The organism is Paenibacillus lactis (assembly GCF_017873605.1).
Taxonomy (GTDB): Bacteria; Bacillota; Bacilli; order Paenibacillales; family Paenibacillaceae; genus Paenibacillus_AQ; species Paenibacillus_AQ lactis.
The window spans coordinates 549,335-571,901 of record NZ_JAGGKI010000003.1 but is presented as its reverse complement, the minus strand read 5'-3'; the positions used below and the strand labels follow the sequence as shown (position 1 = coordinate 571,901).

Sequence of the window (22,567 nt, the reverse complement as noted above, 5' to 3'; positions counted from 1 at the left end):
TCCTTCAGAAAGCCGGTGGCTGATGTGAACCGGTGGAGCCGCTTTGCTGAATGGACCTTTGAGTGCTGAGCTGAACAGGATAAACATGAACCGTGTTAATTCCTTAATATGCCGGCCGGGTATTCTCCGTTACAAGAATGGAAGGCTGCAGCTGTCAAGCGTACGATGCTGCTGCGGCGAATAAGGGTGGCACCACGGTCTCACGTCCCTTGCGGATGTGGGGCCTTTTTTTGTTGGATTTTTATGAAAGAAATAGAAATGGAGGACTATGAAATGAAAACCGTATTATCCGGCATTCAACCAAGCGGCAACTTGACGCTGGGCAACTATATCGGAGCCATTAAAAATTTTGTGAAGCTCCAGGATGAGCACAATTGCTACTTCATGGTCGTGGATTTGCATGCGATTACGGTGCCGCAGGAGCCAAAGGCGCTCCGTGAGCGTTCGGAAATGGTCGCGGCATTGTATGTTGCGGCCGGCATCGATCCGGCAAGAGCGAATATTTTTATGCAGTCGCATGTTCCGCAGCATGCTGAGCTTTCGTGGTTGATGACAACGCTCGTGCATATGGGCGAGCTAGAGCGCATGACCCAGTTCAAGGATAAGTCGGAAGGCAAGGAATCGGTGGGGGCAGGTCTGTTCGTGTACCCGGCGCTGATGGCAGCCGATATTTTGCTGTACAATGCCGACCTCGTTCCGGTTGGGGACGACCAGAAGCAGCATTTGGAGCTGACGCGTGACTTGGCCGGACGGTTCAACCATCGCTTCGGGGAGTTCTTTACCGTACCGGAGCCGTATATTCCGCAAGTGGGAGCTCGAATCATGTCGCTGGACGATGCATCTAAAAAAATGAGCAAGAGCAGCCCGGTTGAGGGAAGCTATATTGCCATGCTGGATACACCCGACCAGATTCGCAAAAAAATTAGCCGCGCCACAACCGACTCCGGTACCGAGGTTGTTTACGATCCTTCAACGAAGCCGGAGGTCAGCAATCTGATGAGCATTTATTCGGAATGCGCGGGCATTTCCCTGCAGGATGTGCAGCATCGCTTTGAGGGGAAAATGTATGGTGCGTTCAAGAAGGAGCTTGGCGAGGTGGTTGTGGCTGCGCTTGAACCGCTTCAAAAGCGATATTATGAAATTCGCGAATCCGGAGAAATTCACGACATTCTTGCAAGAGGGGCAGAGCAGGCACGCAGCAAAGCCGCCCAAATCTTGGACGGCGTTAAGGATAAGATGGGCTTTCTGCCTGCAAAATAATTGCTCTATGCACTTTGGAGGCAAACGCTTCGGCGCCGAGAACCCGACTTAATGAAACTTGATTTTAAGACGGCTTGCGCTTGGACTTGATGATAAAGCCCCAGCCGATGTTAAGAATCGACAGAATGCCGAGACCGATGGCAATCAGCCAGTTCGTGCTGATCATGATTGCGCAGGCGGTTAGAAGGACGATGGACGAGACGGCAAACCATAGGGATAGACCTTTGCTCATATGAAAAAAAACCTCCAACATAAAAAATAAAAAACTACGTATAAGGCTGCGAGATGAAGCCATAATAAGTTTGCAAGCTTGCACTGGAATAACAGACATTCAGTGAAGGGAGATATTTAATATGGCACAAGGTCGTTCCCGCAGCAACAATCTGGTTGTACCTCAAGCAAGACAAGCACTGGAGCAGCTGAAAATGGAAGCTGCTCGCGAGCTGGGTGTGACTATTCCTCAAGACGGATACATGGGCAGCTACACATCCCGTGAAACCGGTTCTTTGGGAGGTTACATCACGAAGCGTCTGGTACAGCAAGCTGAACAGCAACTTTCGGGTTCTGGACGCACACTGTAATTTCTTCTCATAAGGGACTTACCGCCCGGGGCGCTATAGATGCGCTCCGGGTTTTCATTTGATTCTTGGCGAACGTCCCCGGACACGGGGCCATACATAGACAAATTGTGCCTTAAACAACGTCATAACGTCAAGGAAATATCCTTGGCAAATGTCACTGAATTGTCATATAGATACACCGAATTCCGAAGGATTGCTAAACACTTTTTACTAATGATATGATAAACTTTATAGCGGAGGCAGTACTTCCTCCATAACGACAGATACAAGGAGGAACGTTTACACGTGGGTAATCACTTGAGATATCAGGCTCCTTCAGAATCCGCAGCACTGGCTTCCGCAGCGCCTGCACCTCCCGAACAAGCGGGGACTTGGAAAGATTTTATAACCGTGACCAAACCCGGAATACTCCGGTCTAATTTGATAGCAGCATTTGCCGGATTTTGGCTGGCGTCGCGCTGGGACATCCAGTTCGGACTGCTCGCGATGACATTGCTTGGAACTTTGCTCGTCATGGCATCCTCATGCGTGTTTAACAACTATTTCGACAGAGAACTCGATATGAAGATGGAACGGACACGCGATCGTTCTCTTCCAACCGGACGGCTGACGCCAAAGGTTGTTCTTTGGTATGCCATTATACTGGGTGCATTGGGACTAGCAGTGCTGTTCCTGTTCTCCGGCGTCCTGGCGGGGATCTTCGGCGCGATAGGCATGTTCGTTTATGTCGTCGTTTACACGCTATGGCTGAAGCGCACCTCGACATGGAGCACATCCGTCGGCGCCATCTCCGGCGCAATGCCGCCGGCTATCGGCTATGTGGCGGTATCGGGACAGGTAGATATGGGGGCAATTCTGATCTTTGCACTGCTCTTCCTATGGCAGCCGCCGCATTTCTGGGCGCTCGGCATTCGGCGGGTAGAAGAATATCGTGCAGCAGGATTTCCGCTCCTACCGGTCGTCAAGGGCATCAAGCGTACGAAAATTCAGATGATCCCTTACCTTGTCCTCCTGCTGCCGATTCCGATTCTCATGTATGTATACGGATACGCAGGCATCTTCTTCCTGGTTATCGGTCTGCTCCTGGCGATCGGCTGGCTTTATACGGCTTTGAAGGGATTCACGGCGAAGGATGATGAGGCTTGGTCGAAGAAAGTATTCATCTTCTCGATCAATTATTTAACGCTCAGCCTCATTGTTCTAATCCTGAATACGACCTTCTAAGATTTGAATAATCAGGTCGGCTATGGTCGTTAGGTCGGCGGATAGGGGATTACGTAGCGGTCATAACGTTCAGTATGCAGGACAGGCATATGGTTCCATAAGAATCAGGCCGGGAAGAAGGGAGAAGAGCAAGGGGAATGAACGCATTCAAGCGCTATAAATGGACTTGGATTTTGCTGGCCGTCTGCGTGGTCGCGGCGGTGTACCTCGTATACAACTCACTGGGATTCGGGAAGGATAAACTCCCGGTCATTCGTGAAGTCGGCAGTTATTCCATGGAGAATGTCGACGGCAAAACCATCACGTCAGAGGATACGAAGGGAAAGGTCAAGCTGATGTACTTTTATTTCACCAGCTGTCCGGACGTTTGTCCGGTTACGACGCTGATCCTCTCGCAGATTCAGGAAGAGCTGAAGAAGGAAGAGCTGTTTGGGGGCGAGGTGAACTTCGTGTCCATTTCCTTTGACCCGAAGACCGACACGAAAGAGAAGATCAAAGAGTTCGGCGACCGCTTCAATGCTGATTACAGCGGTTGGTACTTTCTAAGGGGAGACCAGGAAGAAACCCGGAAGCTGATGCAAGATTCCTTTAAAATCCCGCTTCTCGGCAACGATTCGACGAACTTCACCCATGGTAACTCCATCGCTCTGGTGGACCGGGATAACAATATTCGCAAAATGTATAATGCCGGCGTTCCGTCGGATGTAAAAACAGAGGATATCATTCAAGACATCAAGACCTTGATTAAAGAATAGGACTTATCCGACAATTCGAATAGAGGAAGCAAATACGGCGGCGCAGGAGAATCATCCTGACCGCCGTTTCTTCTTACTTGGAAGGAGAGCCGTATCCGAAATTCGAAAATGGAATAGGCTGCAAGCTTCGAAAATCCCTTTATAACAGGGGGCTAGGGCTAGTATTCTTCAGGCGGCGGGTAGATGATGAATTCCTCCAATCCCGCTTTTTCCAGCTGGGCAATTAAATATTCATCTGGCGTGCCCTCTACGCCTGCGTACCCGCGGCGGGTGTAAATCTGCTCGGCATCCGGGAATGCGTCGCGCAATATCCCGCGAATCCTTTTGCCGGAGCTGTCGTTGTCCATAAACAGATACACCTCCTGATCGCGTACCTGCTTTTGCAATGTGTCAAGCTTGGCACTGTTCAACGTACCGAATGTACATAATATCGTAATATCGGAGGTTAGCAGCCGGCGGAGACGGCTGCGGTCGTTCTTGCCCTCGACGATGATAAATATTGACATGCTGTTCACCTCTGTCATGATACGGCGTAGCTTGGCAGCATTCCCCGGGAAATGTTGGCGTTCTGGTCGAAAGATGTATATATAGTGTAGCTTGTTTACCGCCGTTCATGCAAAACAGAAAAATGCGGCCTTCCAGCAGGAAGACCGCTTCAGTAAAACTCATGTATTCTAGTAGAAACAGCTGCTCAGGATAATCACGAGAAGAATATACAGAACCAGAATCATTCCTACCGAATTTCCATAGGCCGGTGCATGACAATGTTTATGATGGACATGACTCATTCGTTTTCACCCCTTGGTTAAATGTCCGTGGTCAGTTGCCACACTGTATTCTATGTCCATTTACCCAATAGGATTGTGTATTGGCCCACTTGATGCGGTTTATGGAGCCCATATCCGTGATGTTTGTCAGAGCGGTGATACCGGTGTCGTCTCCGGTGCCAAGGTGGCCGAAGGCTCGACACGTTTCTGATGCGGGAGCAGAAGGAGAACGGTCATCAGCATAAGAAAGGCAATAAAATAAGGCGATACGATCGTCCGCAGCTGCCCGGCTGCAATCGGGCCGACAAAGGAACCGAGCGACATGGCGATGGACTGCAGCGAGAATACCCTCCCGAGCCGGGTGCCCCCGCTCAGCTCAATAAATAGCGATGATAAGGCAGGGAACAGCAGGCCTTTAGACAACCCTAATACAAATAAAGTAACCGTCAACGGCAAATGATCAGCTGCGGCCAGCAAATAAAAGCTGATGGCAAGGCCAAACACGCCGGCTGCTACCCGGGCCCGAGGGGGATAGCGGTTCAGGAAAAGCATGCTCAGGGTAACAAGCGCCCCCAGGCTGATGACGGAGAAGAGCAGTCCGGTTGACATGATGCTTGCCTGCCCGCTGTCACGGAGCGGAATCTCAAAGAACAATATGCCTTGGGAGCATGCGATGACAAACGGGAACAGATAAAGCCGAAGGCTAAAGGGCAGCCGGGTTGTTCCCTGGTTAGGCTGGGCTTTGGCTTCCTTCTTGCCGACTGTCTCTGTTGCCTGCCTGGGGAGGCTAAGAAAAGCCATGATTCCCGTAAAGATGAGAAGCCAGCCGAGGCTCTGAAAGGTGCCCGAAAATCCGGTGTTCGCTACGATAAAGGCTCCGGCTGCAGGCGAAAGAACGGAAGCCAGGGTGTGTACAAGGCCGTGCCCGGACATGTATTTGCCTTGCGTCACGGGATCTTTGGATAAGGATGCGAGCAGGGCAAGACATGCAGGTGACAGGAAAGCCAGCACAAAGCCGCTGATGGAGCGGAGCACAAGCAGCTGCCAGGGAAGCTGGACATGGGCCTGCAGCAGCAGAATGATGCCTGCCGCAGTCAGGCTGAAAATAATGTAGCGCCGGCTGCCGTGCCGGTCGATCAGGCCGCCGGCAATCAGATTGCCCGGCAGATGGGTCAGGGCATATATGCCCATCATCCAGCCGATAAAGGCCGGAGCGGCCCCAAGCGAGATGGCGAACGGCGTGAGCACGGGATATTGGGCGTGCAAATCAAAAAACGCCAGAAATAAAAACATGTATAGCCATAAAGCGGTTTTCAATATGGCACCCTCCTATCCGGCAAAAGATCGTTATGATACTACTTGTACGCTCCAAGGGGCAGGCTTATACCTCTTAGTAAAAAGACCCGGTTGGCTGACAGCATCCTTGGGAATCATGTATAATTAAAAAGACGGCCGTCAAACCGCCGTTTTATTAGCGACGGGAGTGAAGGATATGGATACGCAAGTATGGATGGAGTTTCTGAAGCAGAACTGGCTCGTTATCGCAATCGCGTTAATTATTCTGTTTGTCGTTTTGAATGTGGTGAGAACGGTCATCAAATGGGCGATCGCCGTCCTGATCATTGTAGGCCTATTGGTCTATAGCGGAATATCGCTGGACAAGATCGGGGAGGTTGTATCGACGGTAAAGGATGAAACCATCGATACCGTCAAGACCGAAGCGCTGAATTTGATGATCAAGGAAGCGAAGGAAGCAAAGTATACGTCGAATGGAGACGGGACCTATTCCATTACGGCCCCGAACTTGGAGCTGAAGGGAAGTGCAGGCTCCAATGAAGTTGAGGTAACATTTCGCGGGGTATCGGTAGGAAAGTGGGACATGAACGACACCATACGCAGCTTTATCAACGATGCCAAGAACAATACGGATTCCAAATAACGAACAACCATTTTATCTAAATAAAGGTGCAATCAGACCCGGTTAAGCAGATCCGATGTGCAATAGTAACTTGCCAGCTCATCTGCGGCCGGTTGTACCAACATCATTGGGAGAGGGGGAATGCCGTGTGATGTCCGCATGGATCGATAGTGTGCGTGACGGAAACGGAATTACCGTTTTGCTGCTGCTGATTGTGGCCTTCTCCATGATACAGGGTTGGAGACGAGGAGCGTCCCGTTCAGCCGGGAAGCTTGTTTCTTTTCTGGGGGATGCCCTTCTCCGGATCGGAGGTCTGGTGATATCCATCCCGTTTACGTTGTGGCTGTCGCCAAAGGCCGGGGAATGGTTAGGCGCGATCTCCGCTTTACCGGACCGGGAATTGCGGTTCTGGGAGCAGGTGTATTATACGGCGGTGAAATCGCTGGCTGATTTTCCGCTCCTAAGATTTGCGGTCCTGTTTATGATTAGTTACGGATTGATCGTATTTATGCTGCGGCTGCTGATCTCACTGATTTTCGGCGGGGGAAGCTTGTTCCGATCCGGGAGGGAAACATCCGCATCGTTGCCGAGCCGGCTGGCCGGCACCGGCATCGGGGTGCTGATTGGTGCTGCACGCAGCATGCTTGTCATTGCTGTGCTGTTCGTGTGGGTCAGCCTCAATCCGGATCATGGATTCAGCCGTTATGTCGAGGCTTCCCCAATCTATTCGCAGGGAGCAAGGGCTGTTCTCGAGCCGTTGTCGGGATCGCTGGTACGGGAACAGCTGCCGGTCTTCGCCCAGTCGGTTCAAGATGAACTAAGCGGCATCATGGAGCGGAAATACGAGGTGATCGACCACCGGATTCCGGAGGGGATCGAGCAGACAGCGGCGCATGTGGTCAAGGGGGCTTCGACCGATAAAGAGAAGGCCCGCAAGCTTTATGATTGGGTCGGCAGCCGGATATCCTACGATCATGAGAAGGTTCGGCTCTATGAAGAGCAGAGGATTTGGAAAGAGCAGACGCCGCAGGATACGTACGATACCCGGCTTGGCGTCTGCATTGATTACGCCCGGCTGTATGCGATGATGGCGCGCTCACAGGATTTGGATGTGCGCGTCGTAACCGGGCGCGGCTATAACGGCCAGGGCGGCTATGGGCCGCATGCCTGGAACGAAGTGTACTTGAGCGAGGAGAAAAAGTGGGTTCCGCTGGATCCGACATGGGCCCAGAGCGGGGACTGGTTTAACCCTCCGCGATTCAATGAAACGCATATTAAAGAGAGGGTATTTTAATAGCGAATCGAACAAGGGGCGGACCCAGGGCCAAGGGGGTTCGCCCTTTGTGAGTCCGACCATTGTCATCGGGATGAAGTGGGGAGGCTTTTTGTGATAATATAGGTTTAGGTAATGTGCATAAAAGGGGAGAAGCATACGTGAGAGGGTTTAGGCCGGATAAACGCAAACAAGATGAGGGAGATGCCGGCAGTCAGTTTAATCTGCGAGTCAACCTGTTCTTTTTTAGCACGTTTATTATTTTCTGTGTCATCATTATACGTTTGGCGATTCTTCAATTCGTGGAAGGGCCTGAGCTGAAGGAAATGGAAACCGGGGGTCAGATCAAAAACTTCCCGCTTCAGCCGATCCGTGGAAGCATCCTTGATGCATCGGGCACGCCGATAGCCTACTCAACGCCTTCCCAGGCGCTGTATCTTACGCTGATGAAAGATTACAGCAACTCCGACCGCGGTAAGAAGAACCGGCCGGAAATCGAGAAGCTGGCGCAAGAGATGGTGGATGTCTTCAACCGGTACGGCGATCCCAAAGCCGAGAAGATGACCGTGGAAGATGTCATCAAAGCGATGGATCTGAACTTTAACAAGCAGCCGGGGTACGAACCTCGGCGAATTAAAGCCAACCTGTCCTCGAAGGAAGTCGCCTATTTCATGGAGCATAAATCCCAGTATCCCGGCGTCGAGATCGTGGAGGAAAGCGAGCGAAAGTACAGCGAGGACCGAATTGCGGTACAGACGATCGGGTATTTAAGGGAGTTTAAAGGTCAGAAGGATTTGGATAAGTACAAAGCCATTGATCAGAAGAACAAAACCCAGAAGGACCCGGGTCTGATCTATTCGGAGCAGGAGAAGGTCGGTGTCGACGGGCTTGAAATGATGTTTCAAGATGAGCTGCGCGGCAAGAACGGCTATATCAATATTCCGATCAGCCCGCAAAATATGGCCAACGGCGTGCCGACCATGGTCCCGCCGCAAAAAGGCTATAATATCCACTCGACCATCCATAAAGACATTCAGCTCGCCGCGCAGCAGGCGATTGTCGACCAGCTGAAATGGCTTCACACTAATGCTGTTTCGGGGAGGACCCATCCTGAGGCCCAAACAGGATATGCAGTGGCCATGGAAGTTGATACGGGGAATGTTGTAGCCATGGCCAGCATTCCGGATTACGATCCGAATGTATGGGAGACCGGAACGGATGACTGGGATTCGGTCATGAGTCATTACCGTAACGGAACCATATGGCCATACAGCTCGGGACGTTCAGGCAACAATCTGGAATCGACCGTCCTGCTCGGCTCCACGATCAAGCCGCTGAGCGTATTGATCGGACTGAATGAGCATTTATTCGGCCCGAACGATTACTATCCGGACCAAGGGGCGGCGTACTTCGGTAAAGATAATTCGAGGGTCTACAACTCCGGCCGAAAGGCAAACGGATCAATCAATGCGCGAAAAGCTCTTGAGAAATCCTCCAACGCCTTCATGGTCGACTGGGTCGGGGAGAAGCTGTTCAACAAGTACGGCTCCAAAGCCGTCGAAAAGTGGGACGAATACATGAAGGAATTCGGGCTGGGCGTATCCACCGAATCCGGGCTGCCGAACGAGCATAAAGGCATTATCGAGTATACGAACATCGAGCAGGCGGGCAGTTATCTGGCAGCGATGGCTTACGCTTCCTTCGGACAGTCCGGGAAGTATACGACGCTTCAATTAGCGCAATATGCCACCATGCTTGCAAATCAAGGCACAAGGATTAAACCTCAGCTTGCCAGCAAAATCGTGGACCAGAACGGCAAGGTAGTCAAGAAGTACGGACGTGAAGAGCTGAATCACGTCGATTTTCCGCAGCAGTACTGGAATGAAGTGATTCAGGGGATGAATACCCAGAATCTTCGGGCGTTTGAAGATTTCCCGTATGATTTTGCCCGCAAAACCGGTACGTCCGAGCAGGATATCTACAAGAACGGACAGCGCATCCGCGTTGACAACGGTGTGTTTATCGCCTTCGCTCCTCGGCAAAATCCGAAGCTGGCGGTTGCCGTCGTCATTCCGGAAGGCGGCTTCGGTTCCCAAAGTGCGGCTCCGGTGGCACGTAAGATCTTCGATGCATACGATGAAATCTACGGCCTCGACGGCACGCCGCATCCGAAGAACAAGGATGAGCAGGAAGGCAACGGAGAATAGGCATAACGAAAAAGAAGGCAGCTTTCAAGCTATAAGGGCTTGGCTGCCTTCTTTCTGTTTATCAAGGGAATTGAAATCAACCGGCAGTTGTATAACATTTTACGTATTTGAACTAACTTCCGTTGATTGGTTCAACTTATAGATATAGCTATACGTGGGCATCCGGTGCCTTATCTGCAACGAGATTCAAGACGATGCCGAATTCAAGCAGCGCCTTCAACTCGCAGAGCACCATCGTATATCCTCCCATCGAATCGATGGCCTGGCGGGTAACGTCAGCATCCGTCCCTTCGAATCCGGTATGGATAATCGTCACGAAGGTGCCGCCCTCGCTTCGAGGCACGAACTCCCATTCCGTCGTCGTGCCGTCCGACGATTGGATAACAATCCGGCGGTCGGTCTCCAGCTCTTTGACGAGGATCGTATCGGATACGCCGTACATTTCCCAGTCCCAACGAATTTCTTTACCGGCTTCCAGCTTGCCGGTGGATCGGGTGAACCAGAACTTGGTCGTGATATCAGGATCGACAAAGGCCTCAAAGACCTCGGAAACCGGTTTGCGGATCAGCATTTCGGCTTGAACGGCAACAGCGGAACTCTGGGGTGATTTCATGGGACACGCTCCTTATTCAGTTTAGAGTTTCCAATAGGTTAGCACATTATCGCGGACTTGACTTCTTATCCCTTGCTCATTTGTCCGAGCGTTCGGTTTTGAGCCCGTACCTTTTGTGGTAAAATGTCGTTATGCTTATCGTGTGACTAGATTAGGAGGCTTAAACAATGAATCGTAAGTACCGATTGCTGGCTTTAGATATGGATGGCACGCTGCTTCAGGACGATCATGAAGTGTCGCCGGAGACCGTCCGTTGGATCAAGGAAGCGGTTCGGCAAGGCATCCATGTCTGCTTGTCCACCGGACGGCCGTTTCAGGATGCATACCCGTATGCGAAGCAGTTAGAGCTGACCACCCCGATGGTAACGGTCAATGGCAGTGAGGTGTGGCGTGCTCCGTATGAGCTGTATCGGCGTTCTCTGCTGGACAGCAAGCTCGTTGCCGAGATGCATGAGCTTGCCGTTGAAACCGGAGCCTGGTTCTGGGCGTATTCTGTAGAGAGATTGTATACCCGGGAGAGCTGGTGCGAGGATGTTGAGAATCAGGAGTGGCTGAAATTCGGCTATACGTCGGAAGACGATGAGGTTCGCCATCGCATCCTGATGCAGCTTCAGGATATGGGGGGACTGGAAATCACCAACTCCTCACCGGTGAATCTGGAGATCAATCCGCAGGGCGTCAACAAGGCGACAGGGATCAAGCAGGTATGCGAACTGCTCGGTCTTGACATGTCCCAGGTTGTGGCCGTTGGCGACAGCTTGAACGATCTGGCCGTCATCCAGCAAGCGGGGCTTGGCGTCGCCATGGGCAATGCCCAGCAGACGGTGAAGGATGAGGCTGATCTTGTCGTGGCCAGCAACAATGAGAACGGGATTGTGGAAGTGATCAGGGATCATATTTTGATCGAAGGGTGATTAACGGATGGACGTATTAGGCTGGATTATTGTGATCGCACTGTTCATCATCGGGATGGCCGGCGCGATCTACCCGATTTTGCCGGGGGTTATCGCCATTTATTTGGCATTGTTCGTATACGGCTGGTTCTTTACGTTCGCCCATTACGACGCATGGTTCTGGACCATTCAGACGATCATTTTGGTCGTGCTGTTCATAGCCGATTATGCAGTCAACGCATGGGGCGTGAAGAAGCTTGGCGGCTCGAAGGCCTCGATATGGGGGAGCACGATCGGCCTGATCATCGGCCCGTTCGTCATTCCGGCATTCGGTCTGATCATCGGCCCGTTTATCGGCGCCTTTATCGGGGAGCTGCTGGCGGGCTCGGGAGCGGGCAAGTCGATGAAGGTCGGACTCGGTTCGGTGCTCGGCTTGTTCAGCAGCATCGTGGTGAAGGTCGTATTGCAGCTTGCGATGATCATTGTGTTTATCGTTTGGGTGTTTTAAGCAGGCGCGAGGGGTGCTTAACAAGCGCTATTGGAGGAGAAAGAAGGTAAGGAATTGTCTAAGAAGGAATCATTCATAAAAGGCACGATTATCCTGGCCGTGGCGGCGCTGGTCGCCCGCGTGCTGGGACTTGTGCAGCGGGTGCCGCTGGAGCACATGCTAAACGATGTGGGGGATGCTTCCTTCACGATTGCCAACAATGTGTATTTGATGCTGCTGACCGTCGCTACGGCCGGTATTCCGAGCACGCTCAGTAAAATGGTTTCCGAGCGGCATGCGCTGAATAAGCCGGCCGAGGCTCAGCGCGTATACCAAGCGGCGCTGATCTTCGCCGGAGCGGCTGGCGTTGTCATGACGCTGCTGCTGTATTTCGGAGCGCCGTATTACGCGACCCATGTCGCGGAGGTGCCGGAATCGGCCGCGGCCATTCAGGCGCTGGCTCCGGCGCTGCTGCTGTTCCCCGCTATCGCCATGATGCGGGGGTATTTCCAGGGCCGCAACAATATGTCGGCCGGCGGGATTTCCCAAATCGTGGAGCAGATTGCAAGAGTGCTGACTGCTATCGGTCTAGCCTATGTGCTGCTGCGGTTGGGGTATGACGATACTTGGGTAGCGGCTGGGGCCTCCTTCGGCGGCGTGCTCGGCAGCATCGGCGCCTTCGCGGTCATGCTGTATTTCGCCGCGAAGCTCCGGCGCAGTGACCGGGAGCAGAAGCTGCCCCCGGCAGACCGTTCGATTCCGCTCGGCGGCATCTACAAGGATATTTTCAAGTTATCGATTCCGATCGTGTTGTCCTCTCTGGCGGTCCCGGCGGTCAACTTCATTGACGGCTCCATCGTCAAGCCGCTCCTGACGGGCGAGATCGGAGCGGCGCAGGCGACCGAGGCGCTCGCCGTATTGGGCACACGGGCGCAGAGCGTTGCGGGCATCCCGCCGATCCTGGCCATTGCCCTCAGCACATCGCTGATTCCGATCATATCGGCGGCGTTTGCCAGACGTGATCAAGAGCATCTGGAGCGGCAAGTCACGCTTGCCATGCGGATCGGGATTTTGACCGGCATGCCGGTGGTCATCGCGCTGGGAGTAGCGGCTTACTCGGTGAACGGTCTCTTGTTCAGCTCGCTGGGCGGCAGCGGAATCATTGCATTTCTGACTTTCGGCACCATTTTCCAGATTACCATGATGACGACGAACTCGATCTTGCTCGGCATCGGAAAGGCCAAGCTGTCCATGATTCACGTGATGATCGGCGTTGCCGTCAAGCTGGCGGCCAGCTTCCTTCTGGCTCCCTTGTTCGGCATCTACGGCATCATTGGAAGTACGGCGCTGTGCTTCCTGGTCATCACGCTGCTTAACATCCGGTCGATTAAATCGATTGTATCGTTCTCGATATTGGGAAGCCGCTGGCTGGGATTCCTGTGCACCGTCGTAGCGGCAGCGGGAATCGGCTACGGGTTGAACCAAGCGGGCATTCAACTGGTTGAGGTGATCCCGGCACGATTGGCATTCCTGTTAACATGCATCATCGTCGGAATTGCCGTCGTTGTGATTTATCTCGTGCTGCTTGTCGTGTTCGGCGTCATTCGCCAGTCCGAGCTAGGCAATTATCCGCGTCCACTCCAGAAGGTATTCCGCCCTCTGATGAGACTGGCGCCTTCACGGATGCGTGAGCGGGGATAACTTTGCGTCTATATAATCGATAGTGGAAAATGTATTTGCAGAAGGACTGTTCTGATCCAAGGGATCGAGAGCAGTCCTTTTTTCAACTATCCATGCTTTGGTTGGTTCTCATGAGCGACATCGTGGGCCATGGCCGTCTTCTCCAGCTGGGCCCGGTGCGCGTGGGTCATATCGAACAGCAGCGGCCGGACCGGTTCACGGAATAGCCGAAGCTTGGCGGAGCTGCGATACCAATCATACCGCGGGATCGGGCCGGAGGGCGTATCCTGCCACACGGATTCCAGCTCGGGGCTGTACAGGCGTTTCCCTGAAGGGAGCCACTCGGATTCCAACAGCACGCTGCTTTCCTTGCCGTTGTTAATGGCCGCCTGCTTGTCCGCGGTGAAAAGCGCCGGCCAGTATTCGGAGCGCGATCCCCGGTGCGGGGTGGACCGGGCGAAAGCGAGCGCACGACGGTGCACCTCCTCGTATCCGAAGAGCAGCCCGTAGAGCGATTTACCTGCTTTGATCCGAGCCGTCAGGCTGTCGAATTTGGGAAGGGTGAGCCCCGCAAGCGGCCGAAGCGGGAGCTTATTGCCTGCAGCGGAAGGGGCTACGCCCCTGGTAAGGGCTTCTTCTTGCCCAAGGGGAAACAAAATTTGATTGAATCTCGCGAGCTCATGCAAACGAAAATACGGATGCTTCAGAACCCGGGACCGAAAATACGGGTCCTGGGCAACCCGGCCTTCAATGTAATTCTGTTCATTTAGGATGAGGGCAACGGCGAGCATAGCGCCGTGATCGGGTTCCCGCCAGAAATGCTGCCAGAAGGGAAGCATGAAGGCCGAGACATGAAAGCATGGCAGGAGATGAAACAGCGGCTCGCCCAGCTTCCGGCTGTGCATGTACAGCAGCAGCTGGGGGTAGGCGTCCTGAAAGATCAAGGCGTTGCATCGTTCTAGAAAACGGTACAGATTCACTTGAAATTCGGAATTCGTTAGATCCGACAGCAAGCCTCCTTGCAGGTCGCTCATGTTCCAGCCGGCATTTCGGGAGACCATATGGGCAAGAAAGGCCCAATGCAGCTCCGGAAAGGCTTCATAGCAGCTAAGGTAGGCCTGCGTGCGCGAGATGTTGCTCCGATTGGCATCCATGACGGTGCTTTGAATGGATTCCACTATTTCTTGTTCCCTGGCATTAAATCCGTCTACGGAATTCACGGCCCGAATAAAGGGCAAGCTCATGGCGGGTGGGCTCGCGTTCATTTTTATTTCCTTGTGCTGCCTGCGGGCGATACGCTTTAGCTCGGACCGGAGGCTTCGCGCTGCGACCGCCTCCCAGCTCCAGTCCTTCCGGCCATCCCGGAGCTTGGAGGATATTTCCCAGGAGGTCACCCGTCCAGTCAAGGCTTCGACTGCGGCTTCCGCCAATGTGGACACCCATCTGCGTATGGATCCGGACCACGCCTGTTTGTCTTTTTCGCCTTGCTGCATCCCGTTCTCACCTGCCGTTAGTCGCTTGGTCATCTTGGCGATTGCTCTATCTTGGTATTGTCAGTATGTCACGAATATTTGACTTCCACTCCACATTTTGATTCACTAAAGTTGAACCATTTCGACGAAAAGGGGAGATCATCCATGGACAAAATCACTTCGGAAGCCGAATTTCAGGTTGCTATCCAGTCTCCGCGCTTGACTGTCGCAGTATTCAAAGCAGACTGGTGCGGTGATTGCAAGTTTATCGATCCATTCATGCCGGATGTTGAGCAGAAATTCTCGAACCAGCTGACCCTGGTAGAAGTTGACGTCGATGCTGTCGGCGATGTAAGCCAGCAGCAGAACATCCTCGGTATCCCTAGCTTCGTCGCCTATGCCGACGGACGGGAACTTGTCCGCTTCGTCAACAAATTCCGCAAATCCCGCGAGGAAATCGAAGATTTCCTGCAGCGTGCGGTGGATGTGTACGAAACGATTCATAAGTGAGCATAACGGGAATGATGCACAACGCACCGTCGCCTATGGATGATCCCTTGGCGGCGGTGTTGTTTTTGGCAATAAGCTTCTCCTAATTTTGAACATTTTGTCACAATCGTTAAAGTGACCGTCGCGGCATAATCAGGTATAATGAAATTTAGACTGCAATAAGGAATCCGCTATTGATGGCGGATTGTTAAGAATATAGGCAGCAGGTGAGATTAGTGAATGATAAACAATTAAAATGGCTGAGTTACATAACATGCGCAGTCATGTTCTTCGCCACCTTCGGGGGCATGGTCGTTACCAAGACCGACTCCGGGCTTGGCTGTGGACAAGAGTGGCCGCTGTGTAACGGAAAGTTTATTCCCGCTTACACCGTCTCCTCCTTGATCGAATACTCGCACCGCGCTGTCAGCGGGATGGCCGGCTTGGCCGCCCTGGCTTCCCTGATCGCATTTTGGAGATACAAGCGTGACCGCAAGGATCTGATGGCTTATGTGGTCATGACATCGGTGTTCGTGATTGTACAAGCGATTATGGGAGCGCTCGCAGTCGTCAAGCCTCAGTCGGCGGCCGTGATGGCGCTGCATTTCGGCTTCTCGCTCATCGCATTCGCTAGCTCGGTTATGCTTGCGCTGGGCATGCGGAGGGTAGAGAAGGCGAAGATGCCGCTTGGATCGGAGCGGCTGCCCCGGGTCAGCAATGGTTTTCGCCGACTCGTCTGGGGGGCGACGATTTATACGTATATCGTGGTATATATCGGAGCATTCGTAAGCCACACCGACTCGAGAGAGGGGTGCTCCGGCTGGCCGCTCTGCAACGGGGAAGTGATTCCGGAGCTCGGCGGCGGCGTGGGCATTGCCTTCATGCACCGGGTGGCGGCTCTTCTGCTGCTCATCGTAGTAGCCGTAATGGGACATTTCGCTTATTGGCGAAACCGGGACAACCGCGAAATTCAGATGCTCGGAGTTTCGGCAACGGTGCTGTGCTTGCTGCAGATTTTCAGCGGCGCCATCATTATGGCCACGATGCACAATGACGAAGTCTATGTATTCTCCGCGCTTGGTCATACCCTTCTGATCTCTGCGCTGTTCGGCGTGCTCAGTTATTTGAGCGTGAGGGTATGGCAGCTAAGAGAATTGGCACCGGTCGAGCAGCAGGGCGAATTGGAGCTGCGCGGGGAGAAGATCGGCTAATTCCCGTCACTACAGTATGCAACATGGAACATTTTAATATTTGTGCAGGCGAAGTCCCCGAAGCGAAACATGCTCGAGGACTTTGTTGTACCCGAAGGAGTGGAGCACTTGATTTACCAGAATCTACGCCAATGGCTTGAAACGCTTCGCAAGGAAAATGATCTTGCTGTCATTGAAGCACCGGTGGATCCGTATCTGGAGCTGGCTGAAATTCACCGGCGCGTGATCGAAGAGGGAGGACCTGCCCTGCTGTTTACCAATGTGAAAGGGACGCCTTTTCCAGTGGCAACGAATCTGTTCGGAACCGCGCGCCGGGTCGACATGGCATTCGGTCCGCGCCCGGAGCAGCTGATGAAATCGATCATCGGGGCAACCGATAAGCTGCTGCCGCCTACGTTTTCCGCGCTGTGGAATGAACGCGGGCTGTTTAAGGATATTTTAAAGGTAGGGATGAAATCCGTGCCTCAGCAAGAAGCGCCGGTGATGGGCGTCAAGGTGACGGAGAATCCGCTCAAGCAGCTACCGCGGTTGACCAGCTGGCAGGAGGACGGCGGACCGTTCATCACGCTGCCGCTCGTCTATACCGAGAGCCCATCGAAGCCGAAGGATCATAATCTGGGCATGTACCGGATTCAAATTTATGATGACTCGACCACCGGAATCCATTGGCAGATTCATAAGGGAGGCGGCTTTCACTACTTCGAGGCAGAGCAGCAGAATCAGCCGCTGCCGGTGTCCGTCTTCGTCGGCGGCCCGCCTGCGCTGATTGCCTCCGCTATCGCACCGGTGCCGGAGCATCTGCCGGAGCTGCTGATGGCTTCGCTGATCATGGGCGGCAAGCTGCCGATGACAGACAACCCGCTTGGCGGACACCGCATTCCGGCAGAGGCGGAATTCGCGATCAGCGGAATCGTGCCGCCGCATGAACGCCGCCTGGAGGGTCCTTTCGGCGATCACTACGGCTATTATTCCCTTGCGCATGACTTCCCGGTGCTTCATGTGAAGAATATGTGGCACCGCAAGGACGCTATTTATCCGGCAACGATCGTCGGAAAGCCGCGGCAAGAGGACTACTACCTGGGCGAGTTTTTGCAGCGCCTGCTGTCCCCGGCCTTCCCGATGGTGATGCCGTCGGTCCGCTCGCTATGGACCTATGCGGAAACCGGGTTCCATGCACTGACGGCAGCGGTCGTTCGGGAGAGCTATTCCCGCGAGGCGCTCGTCTCCGCGTTCCGGATTCTGGGCGAGGGTCAGCTGTCGCTCACCAAAATGCTGATGCTGACGAACCGGCCGCTGGACCTGTCGGATTTCAACGAGACGCTAGAAGCGGTGCTGGAACGATTTAATCCGGCAACGGATTTATTCATATTTAATAAAACCTCGCATGATACGCTGGATTATACGGGGCAGAAGCTGAATCACGGCAGCAAGGCCGTGCTGATGGGGATCGGGGAGCCGATCCGCGAGCTTCCGCGAAGCTACGATGAAGGGGATATTCCGGGAATTTCCCAGGCGGTCGCATATTGCGGCGGTTGCCTTGTCGTATCCGGGGCATCCTATGAGAAAGAACCTGGGCTGGCCCAGCGCGTCATGGAGTTCATGCATGCCCGCAGCACGAAATGGCCGCTGGTGATCGTCGTGGATGATGCCAAGTCGACGTCCGCCACGCAAACATCGTTCTTGTGGACGGTATTTACCCGCTTTAATCCCGCAACGGATATCTTCGCCGCCAGCGAGATCGAGCATCATCATCTGTCGTACAAGCTTCCGCTGGTCATTGATGCCCGCATGAAGCCCGGATACCCGGATGAGCTGTTCCCGCGGGAGGATATCGTAAAGACGGTGGATGCCCGCTGGAACGAATATTTCGGCAAATGACCAGTCCATCCTAGAGGGAATCAGGGACATTTTGACGTAGGAGGTGCGGCCCATGCTTCGTTTGTTGCTTGGGGAACAACCGCGGCAGAATAACGGGCTGCTTGAAGAAGCGATTGAATCGATGGTCAAGACGAGCCAGCTGCTGAAGAAGGAAATGGAAAAAAATGAAGACCCGACGCATGACTTTCGCAAGCTTGAAATATGGACGCGCGGTTTAATCGTGTCGCTCGATGAACTGGAGCAGAGCTGGAATGCAGCGAAGCATTTCAGCCGATCGGTCAATTCGGGATATGTGGATGACATGTCGATCGAGGAGCAAGGGGAATACCGGCGCTATGTTTATTTTTATAAGAACGGATTTATTCGCGTATTCTCAATCCTTGACAAGCTGGGAACGGTGCTGAACGATCTGTACGATCTGAACACCTCGAAGGTGAAGGAGCATTTCTCCTACTTTACCGTGCTTCGCCAGTTCAAGTTCCTGAAGGCGCACGGCGAGCTGTCCGCAGAGCTGGAGGCGATCAAGGAGCGCTATAAAACTCCGATGAACAAGCTGCGGAAACGGCGCAACACCGAGATTCACTACATGAATTCGGAAATGCAGGACGACCTGTGGCAGCGCCATCAGGGACTGTCGGAGCGGATCGAGCTGGAGGATATCGGGTCGCACCTGGATGAGCTGGAGCAAGGGCTTGAAATGGTGTGCCAAAGCCTGAGAGCATCCTACCGGTATACGAACCAAATGTGGGCGAAGAACGGGATCCGGGCTTGATGCAGCCGACCATGAAATTCCTTTTGACAAAAGGGCGAAAAAAAACTATACTAACAATTGCATTCATGAATATGATTTGAAAAACACATCAATATAACGAAAAAATTTCATATCGAGTTTTCTTATCGAGAGAGGCGGAGGGACAGGCCCGATGAAGCCCGGCAACCGGCTCCAGCGTTGATTGCAAGTGCAATGAACGCAAATGGAGTGACATGGTGCTAATTCCTTCAAAGCAGCGCGACGTATAGGCTGCTTTGACAGATGAGAAAAGGCGTCGACTTTATGTAAAGAGAGCCCTTTTTGATTCTGCAAAAAGTGGCTCTTTTCTTTTGCGGGTAAATAGATATGAAACGTTAGCACGAAAAAAGGGGGATCACGGTTTGATTGAACTGAAGCAATTGACGAAGCAGTACGGAAAAGCCGGCCGAATGACCACAGCATTGTCCGGATTGAATTTGTCGATTGAAAAAGGAGAAATATTCGGTGTCATCGGACATTCCGGGGCAGGCAAGAGCACGCTCATCCGCTGCATGAATTTGCTGGAACGTCCGACGTCCGGCGAGGTGTGGGTAGGCGGCGTCAACCTGACGAGCCTCGGAAAGAAGCAGCTGCAGGCGGAGCGGCGGAAGATCGGCATGATCTTTCAGCATTTCAATCTGCTGTCCTCTGCAACGGTCTATGACAACATCGCCTTTCCGCTTCGTCTGATCAAGACTTCGAAGGCGGACATCGAGCGCAAGGTAAGCGAGCTTCTGAATTTGGTCGGTCTTGCGGAGCATCGGGACAAATACCCGTCCCAGCTGTCGGGCGGCCAGAAGCAGCGGGTAGGAATCGCCAGGGCGCTTGCAAGCGACCCGGAGGTGCTGCTCTGCGACGAGGCCACCTCGGCCTTGGACCCTCAGACGACGGATTCGATCCTGCGGCTGCTGCTGGATATTAACAAGAAGTTTAACCTGACGATTGTGCTGATCACGCATGAGATGCATGTCATCCAGAGCATTTGCGACAGAGTGGCGGTCATTCACCAAGGCGGCATTGTGGAGCAAGGTCCGGTGACGGAAGTGTTCCTGAAGCCGAAGCACGAGGTTACGCGGGAGTTCATCCGTCAGGAGATGGACAACGGCGATGCATTGCGACTAGCGCTTCAAGGTCAAGACGGGAGCTCCTCGCAGGCGGTGCAGATCACGTTCCTCGGGTCGAAGACGTACGAGTCGATCTTGTCGCATACGGTCCATGAGACCGGGGTTAACTTTGCGATCCTGCAAGGGACTATCTCAACGATCAAGGAAACGCCATACGGGCAGCTGATCGTACGGTTTGAAGGCAGCAAGGGCGCGATTGAAGACACGATCCGCAGACTGCTGGATCAAGGATTAGACGTGGAGGTGATTCATTGATGCTCGGACTGGATTTTTCTCAGGTGGATTGGAATGAGATTGGCACGGCCACGCTGGATACGCTGCGCATGCTGGGCGCTTCGGCCTTGTTCAGCTTCATCATCGGCCTCCCGATCGGGGTGCTTCTGTATATGGCTGCCAGATCAACGTCAGGCTTCGTTCGCTTCGGCTATTCCATCCTGTCGTTCATCGTGAACATTCTGCGGTCGGTTCCATTCATCATTCTGATCGTAGCCATGATTCCGATTACGAAGTCGATCGTCGGGGTATCGTACGGCGTGCTCGGGACCATTCCTCCGCTTGTCGTCGGAGCGGCGCCGTTCTTCGCGAGACTTGTGGAGACGGCGCTGAACGAAGTGGATAAAGGCGTCATCGAAGCCGCCCACGCCATGGGCTCATCGACCAGCCAGATCGTGTGGAGAGTGCTGCTGCCGGAAGCCCGCCCGGGCTTGCTGGCAGGCATGACGATCACGATCGTGACACTCGTATCGTATACCGCGATGTCCGGCCAGGTTGGCGGCGGCGGTTTGGGGGATTTGGCGATCAAGTACGGTTACTACCGTTATGAGACGGAGATTATGATTTTGGCCGTTGTCTTGATGATTGTGCTGGTGCAGCTCCTGCAGATGGCGGGAGACCGGCTGGTGCGTCATTTTACAAGAAAATAACGGATTGCTGGAGCAACAAGGAAGACATCATATAGATAAACTATTTTCGGAGGGAGAGTTTTAGGATGAAAAAATGGGTATTGGCATTCATTAGTCTGACTTTGGTCGCGGTGCTGGCTGCTTGCGGCAGCAAGCCTGCGGATAACGCATCGGAGCCTGCGGATACAAACGGCGCTGCGGGACAAGAGAAGGTAACCATTAAGGTGGGGGCTTCGCCGGCACCGCATGCAAAGATTCTTGAGCATATCAAACCTGCGCTTGAAAAAGAAGGCGTGAATCTGGAAATTGTCGAATTCACCGATTACGTGCTGCCGAATACGAAGGTCGACTCCAAGGAGATCGACGCGAACTTCTTCCAGCATAAGCCGTATCTCGATAACGAGATCAAGGAACGCGGATTGAAGCTGGAGTCCGTTATCGCCGTACACGTTGAGCCGCTTGGCGCTTATTCCAGAACGATCAAGTCGGTCGACGAGCTGAAGGACGGCGCCGTGGTCGCCATTCCGAACGATCCGTCCAACGCGGGCCGTGCGCTGACCCTGCTGTCCAAGAACGGCGTTATCAAGCTGGCGGACGAAACCAAGCTGGAAGCGACCGCGAAGGATATTACGGAAAATCCGAAAAACTTGGAGTTCAAAGAAGTGGAAGCTGCCATGCTGCCTCGCATGCTGGATGAGCTTGATCTTGCTGTCATCAACACGAACTATGCATTGGAAGCCGGCCTTGACCCAACGAAGGACGCGCTGTTTATCGAAGACAAGGATAACCCTTACGCGAACCTGCTGGTAGCTCGCCCGGACAACAAGGATTCGGAAGCTATCCAGAAGCTGGCGAAGGCGCTGACTTCGGAAGATGTGAAGACTTTTATTGAACAGGAATACAAAGGAGCCGTTATCCCGGCATTCTAATGTGCAGATGTAGGCAGGATGCCTACGGAAGCGGATCCGGCCCGGATTACGGTTAGACCGGTTAACTCCGGACAGAAGGATCTACTGAATACAACGAACTTTTCGTATGAAAGG

Annotated in this window: 22 protein-coding genes, 1 riboswitch and 1 other annotated feature (1 of these 24 only partly in view); of the genes, 17 read left to right on the top strand and 5 right to left on the bottom strand. The window is 53.3% G+C overall.

Annotation, left to right across the window (positions count from 1 at the left end; all coding sequences use genetic code 11):
* Window positions 1–213, top strand: a binding site (T-box leader); it begins 40 nt to the left of the window's first position.
* Window positions 214–273: 60 nt separating this feature from the next.
* A complete protein-coding gene (gene trpS / locus J2Z18_RS08335) occupies window positions 274–1,260 on the top strand; it encodes a tryptophan--tRNA ligase (protein WP_007131963.1) in 987 nt (328 codons plus the stop codon).
* A gap of 64 nt (window positions 1,261–1,324) precedes the next feature.
* On the opposite strand, the gene J2Z18_RS08330 is transcribed toward trpS, so the two are convergent.
* Window positions 1,325–1,492, bottom strand: a complete 168-nt coding sequence (locus J2Z18_RS08330; protein WP_007131964.1) for a hypothetical protein — start codon at window positions 1,490–1,492, stop codon at window positions 1,325–1,327.
* 121 nt (window positions 1,493–1,613) lie between these two features.
* Between J2Z18_RS08330 and J2Z18_RS08325 the strand changes: the two genes are divergently transcribed.
* The 3 genes from J2Z18_RS08325 (at window position 1,614) to J2Z18_RS08315 (ending at window position 3,820) form a co-directional block, all read left to right on the top strand.
* Window positions 1,614–1,841 (top strand): alpha/beta-type small acid-soluble spore protein, encoded by a 228-nt coding sequence (locus J2Z18_RS08325; RefSeq protein ID WP_007131965.1) that lies wholly within the window; start codon window positions 1,614–1,616, stop codon window positions 1,839–1,841.
* A gap of 285 nt (window positions 1,842–2,126) precedes the next feature.
* Window positions 2,127–3,065, top strand: a complete 939-nt coding sequence (gene cyoE, locus J2Z18_RS08320) for a heme o synthase (protein WP_007131966.1) — start codon at window positions 2,127–2,129, stop codon at window positions 3,063–3,065.
* Between the two features lie 137 nt (window positions 3,066–3,202).
* Window positions 3,203–3,820, top strand: coding sequence for an SCO family protein (locus tag J2Z18_RS08315; protein ID WP_007131967.1), 618 nt, complete (start codon window positions 3,203–3,205; stop codon window positions 3,818–3,820).
* Between the two features lie 158 nt (window positions 3,821–3,978).
* Here the strand turns inward: J2Z18_RS08315 and J2Z18_RS08310 are convergent, their stop codons facing one another.
* The gene (locus tag J2Z18_RS08310; RefSeq protein ID WP_007131968.1) at window positions 3,979–4,326 is read right to left on the bottom strand and encodes a toprim domain-containing protein; all 348 of its coding nucleotides are present in this window, start codon (window positions 4,324–4,326) and stop codon (window positions 3,979–3,981) included.
* A 408-nt stretch (window positions 4,327–4,734) separates the two neighbouring features.
* Window positions 4,735–5,904, bottom strand: a complete 1,170-nt coding sequence (locus J2Z18_RS08305) for an MFS transporter (protein ID WP_007131969.1) — start codon at window positions 5,902–5,904, stop codon at window positions 4,735–4,737.
* Window positions 5,905–6,079: 175 nt separating this feature from the next.
* On the opposite strand from J2Z18_RS08305, the gene J2Z18_RS08300 reads away from it, so the two are divergent.
* The 3 genes from J2Z18_RS08300 to J2Z18_RS08290 all read left to right on the top strand — a co-directional run bounded on the left by J2Z18_RS08300 (window position 6,080) and on the right by J2Z18_RS08290 (window position 9,985).
* Entirely contained in the window at window positions 6,080–6,526 is a 447-nt protein-coding gene (locus J2Z18_RS08300; RefSeq protein ID WP_007131970.1) for a hypothetical protein, read from the top strand.
* A gap of 127 nt (window positions 6,527–6,653) precedes the next feature.
* Window positions 6,654–7,799 carry a transglutaminase domain-containing protein gene (locus J2Z18_RS08295; RefSeq protein WP_085978421.1) on the top strand — a complete coding sequence of 382 codons (1,146 nt, stop codon included), beginning with the start codon at window positions 6,654–6,656 and terminating at the stop codon, window positions 7,797–7,799.
* 140 nt (window positions 7,800–7,939) lie between these two features.
* Window positions 7,940–9,985 carry a peptidoglycan D,D-transpeptidase FtsI family protein gene (locus J2Z18_RS08290; RefSeq protein ID WP_007131972.1) on the top strand — a complete coding sequence of 682 codons (2,046 nt, stop codon included), beginning with the start codon at window positions 7,940–7,942 and terminating at the stop codon, window positions 9,983–9,985.
* A 148-nt stretch (window positions 9,986–10,133) separates the two neighbouring features.
* Here J2Z18_RS08290 and J2Z18_RS08285 read toward each other — a convergent pair whose 3' ends face one another.
* Complete coding sequence (locus J2Z18_RS08285; RefSeq protein ID WP_007131973.1) at window positions 10,134–10,598, bottom strand: SRPBCC family protein; 465 nt, start codon at window positions 10,596–10,598, stop codon at window positions 10,134–10,136.
* 167 nt (window positions 10,599–10,765) lie between these two features.
* Here J2Z18_RS08285 and J2Z18_RS08280 point away from each other — a divergent pair, with 167 nt between their 5' ends.
* Genes J2Z18_RS08280 through J2Z18_RS08270 form a run of 3 tightly spaced genes read left to right on the top strand, consistent with a single transcriptional unit; the run spans window position 10,766 to window position 13,679 of the window.
* Window positions 10,766–11,512, top strand: a complete 747-nt coding sequence (locus tag J2Z18_RS08280) for a Cof-type HAD-IIB family hydrolase (RefSeq protein ID WP_007131974.1) — start codon at window positions 10,766–10,768, stop codon at window positions 11,510–11,512.
* A gap of 7 nt (window positions 11,513–11,519) precedes the next feature.
* Window positions 11,520–11,999, top strand: coding sequence for a DUF456 domain-containing protein (locus tag J2Z18_RS08275; protein WP_007131975.1), 480 nt, complete (start codon window positions 11,520–11,522; stop codon window positions 11,997–11,999).
* 54 nt (window positions 12,000–12,053) lie between these two features.
* Window positions 12,054–13,679, top strand: coding sequence for a putative polysaccharide biosynthesis protein (locus J2Z18_RS08270; RefSeq protein WP_210094569.1), 1,626 nt, complete (start codon window positions 12,054–12,056; stop codon window positions 13,677–13,679).
* A gap of 86 nt (window positions 13,680–13,765) precedes the next feature.
* Here the strand turns inward: J2Z18_RS08270 and J2Z18_RS08265 are convergent, their stop codons facing one another.
* The gene (locus J2Z18_RS08265) at window positions 13,766–15,184 is read right to left on the bottom strand and encodes a DUF2515 family protein (RefSeq protein WP_007131977.1); all 1,419 of its coding nucleotides are present in this window, start codon (window positions 15,182–15,184) and stop codon (window positions 13,766–13,768) included.
* A gap of 111 nt (window positions 15,185–15,295) precedes the next feature.
* On the opposite strand from J2Z18_RS08265, the gene J2Z18_RS08260 reads away from it, so the two are divergent.
* From J2Z18_RS08260 to J2Z18_RS08230, 7 genes are all read left to right on the top strand, one after another.
* Entirely contained in the window at window positions 15,296–15,640 is a 345-nt protein-coding gene (locus J2Z18_RS08260; protein WP_007131978.1) for a thioredoxin family protein, read from the top strand.
* 215 nt (window positions 15,641–15,855) lie between these two features.
* On the top strand, window positions 15,856–16,830 hold the full coding sequence (locus tag J2Z18_RS08255; RefSeq protein WP_007131979.1) for a COX15/CtaA family protein: 975 nt from the start codon (window positions 15,856–15,858) through the stop codon (window positions 16,828–16,830).
* A gap of 108 nt (window positions 16,831–16,938) precedes the next feature.
* Complete coding sequence (locus tag J2Z18_RS08250) at window positions 16,939–18,708, top strand: UbiD family decarboxylase (protein ID WP_210094568.1); 1,770 nt, start codon at window positions 16,939–16,941, stop codon at window positions 18,706–18,708.
* 52 nt (window positions 18,709–18,760) lie between these two features.
* Complete coding sequence (locus J2Z18_RS08245; protein ID WP_210094567.1) at window positions 18,761–19,480, top strand: Cthe_2314 family HEPN domain-containing protein; 720 nt, start codon at window positions 18,761–18,763, stop codon at window positions 19,478–19,480.
* Window positions 19,481–19,599: 119 nt separating this feature from the next.
* Window positions 19,600–19,748: riboswitch (SAM riboswitch) on the top strand.
* 112 nt (window positions 19,749–19,860) lie between these two features.
* Window positions 19,861–20,877, top strand: coding sequence for a methionine ABC transporter ATP-binding protein (locus J2Z18_RS08240; protein WP_210094566.1), 1,017 nt, complete (start codon window positions 19,861–19,863; stop codon window positions 20,875–20,877).
* Window positions 20,877–21,545 carry a methionine ABC transporter permease gene (locus J2Z18_RS08235; protein WP_210094593.1) on the top strand — a complete coding sequence of 223 codons (669 nt, stop codon included), beginning with the start codon at window positions 20,877–20,879 and terminating at the stop codon, window positions 21,543–21,545. Before J2Z18_RS08240 ends, J2Z18_RS08235 begins: the two co-directional genes overlap by 1 nt.
* A gap of 65 nt (window positions 21,546–21,610) precedes the next feature.
* Window positions 21,611–22,453 carry a MetQ/NlpA family ABC transporter substrate-binding protein gene (locus J2Z18_RS08230; protein ID WP_007131984.1) on the top strand — a complete coding sequence of 281 codons (843 nt, stop codon included), beginning with the start codon at window positions 21,611–21,613 and terminating at the stop codon, window positions 22,451–22,453.
* Window positions 22,454–22,567: the final 114 nt, after the last annotated feature.